This is a genomic window from Lysinibacillus sp. NPDC093210 (assembly GCF_044753985.1).
Taxonomy (GTDB): Bacteria; Bacillota; Bacilli; order Bacillales_A; family Planococcaceae; genus Lysinibacillus.
Map to the genome: position 1 here is coordinate 1 of NZ_JBIVOE010000021.1, position 2,557 is coordinate 2,557.

The following is a 2,557-nucleotide window of genomic DNA, read 5'->3' on the forward strand; positions in this document are numbered from 1 at the left end:
ATTCCCTCCAGAGTGGATCCTGAGTACGGCGGAACACGTGAAATTCCGTCGGAATCCGGGAGGACCATCTCCCAAGGCTAAATACTACCTAGTGACCGATAGTGAACCAGTACCGTGAGGGAAAGGTGAAAAGCACCCCGGAAGGGGAGTGAAAGAGATCCTGAAACCGTGTGCCTACAAGTAGTTAGAGCCCGTTAATGGGTGATAGCGTGCCTTTTGTAGAATGAACCGGCGAGTTACGATTACGTGCGAGGTTAAGCTTTAGAAGGCGGAGCCGCAGCGAAAGCGAGTCTGAATAGGGCGAATTAGTACGTGGTCGTAGACCCGAAACCAGGTGATCTACCCATGTCCAGGGTGAAGGTGAGGTAACACTTACTGGAGGCCCGAACCCACGCACGTTGAAAAGTGCGGGGATGAGGTGTGGGTAGCGGAGAAATTCCAATCGAACTTGGAGATAGCTGGTTCTCTCCGAAATAGCTTTAGGGCTAGCCTCGTGATGAGAATACTGGAGGTAGAGCACTGTTTGGACTAGGGGGCCATCCCGGTTTACCGAATTCAGACAAACTCCGAATGCCAGATATTTATACACGGGAGTCAGACTGCGAGTGATAAGATCCGTAGTCAAAAGGGAAACAGCCCAGACCACCAGCTAAGGTCCCAAAGTAATCGTTAAGTGGAAAAGGATGTGGCGTTGCACAGACAACCAGGATGTTGGCTTAGAAGCAGCCATCATTTAAAGAGTGCGTAATAGCTCACTGGTCGAGTGACGCTGCGCCGAAAATGTATCGGGGCTAAACGATTCACCGAAGCTGTGGATTGACATCTACGATGTCAGTGGTAGGAGAGCGTTCTAAGTGCGTTGAAGTCAGACCGGAAGGACTGGTGGAGCGCTTAGAAGTGAGAATGCCGGTATGAGTAGCGAAAGACGGGTGAGAATCCCGTCCACCGTATGACTAAGGTTTCCTGAGGAAGGCTCGTCCGCTCAGGGTTAGTCGGGACCTAAGCCGAGGCCGATAGGCGTAGGCGATGGACAACAGGTTGATATTCCTGTACCACCTCCTCACCGTTTGAGAAATGGGGGGACGCAGTAGGATAGGGTAAGCGCGCCGTTGGTTGTGCGCGTCCAAGCAGTAAGGCGTGTGTGTAGGCAAATCCGCACACTGTAACGTTGAGCTGTGATGGCGAGTCCGTATGGACGAAGTTCCTGATTTCACACTGCCAAGAAAAGCCTCTATCGAGGTGAGAGGTGCCCGTACCGCAAACCGACACAGGTAGTCGAGGAGAGAATCCTAAGGTGTGCGAGAGAACTCTCGTTAAGGAACTCGGCAAAATGACCCCGTAACTTCGGGAGAAGGGGTGCTCTTGAGCGTGCAAGCGCACGAGAGCCGCAGTGAATAGGCCCAGGCGACTGTTTAGCAAAAACACAGGTCTCTGCAAAACCGTAAGGTGACGTATAGGGGCTGACGCCTGCCCGGTGCTGGAAGGTTAAGAGGAGTGGTTAGCGCAAGCGAAGCTGCGAATTGAAGCCCCAGTAAACGGCGGCCGTAACTATAACGGTCCTAAGGTAGCGAAATTCCTTGTCGGGTAAGTTCCGACCCGCACGAAAGGCGTAACGATCTGGGCACTGTCTCAACGAGAGACTCGGTGAAATTATAGTACCTGTGAAGATGCAGGTTACCCGCGACAGGACGGAAAGACCCCGTGGAGCTTTACTGTAGCCTGATATTGAATTTTGGTACAACTTGTACAGGATAGGTAGGAGCCAGAGATCTCGGAGCGCCAGCTTCGAAGGAGGCGTCGGTGGGATACTACCCTGGTTGTATTGAAATTCTAACCCATGCCCCTTAGCGGGGCAGGAGACAGTGTCAGGCGGACAGTTTGACTGGGGCGGTCGCCTCCTAAAAGGTAACGGAGGCGCCCAAAGGTTCCCTCAGAATGGTTGGAAATCATTCGTAGAGTGTAAAGGCACAAGGGAGCTTGACTGCGAGACCTACAAGTCGAGCAGGGTCGAAAGACGGGCTTAGTGATCCGGTGGTTCCGCATGGAAGGGCCATCGCTCAACGGATAAAAGCTACCCCGGGGATAACAGGCTTATCTCCCCCAAGAGTCCACATCGACGGGGAGGTTTGGCACCTCGATGTCGGCTCATCGCATCCTGGGGCTGTAGTCGGTCCCAAGGGTTGGGCTGTTCGCCCATTAAAGCGGTACGCGAGCTGGGTTCAGAACGTCGTGAGACAGTTCGGTCCCTATCCGTCGTGGGCGTAGGAAATTTGAGAGGAGCTGTCCTTAGTACGAGAGGACCGGGATGGACACACCGCTGGTGTACCAGTTGTCTTGCCAAAGGCATCGCTGGGTAGCTATGTGTGGACGGGATAAGTGCTGAAAGCATCTAAGCATGAAGCCCCCCTCAAGATGAGATTTCCCATTACGCAAGTAAGTAAGATCCCTCAAAGACGATGAGGTAGATAGGTTCGAGGTGGAAGTGTGGTGACACATGGAGCTGACGAATACTAATCGATCGAGGACTTAACCAAAAAAGTTTGAAACATTCAATGAA

General features: G+C 52.7%; 1 rRNA gene. It reads left to right on the forward strand.

Annotated elements, in window-relative coordinates:
• Window positions 1-2,534 (forward strand): 23S ribosomal RNA (locus ACIP9C_RS23070); the annotation flags it as partial.
• Window positions 2,535-2,557 lie beyond the last annotated feature (23 nt).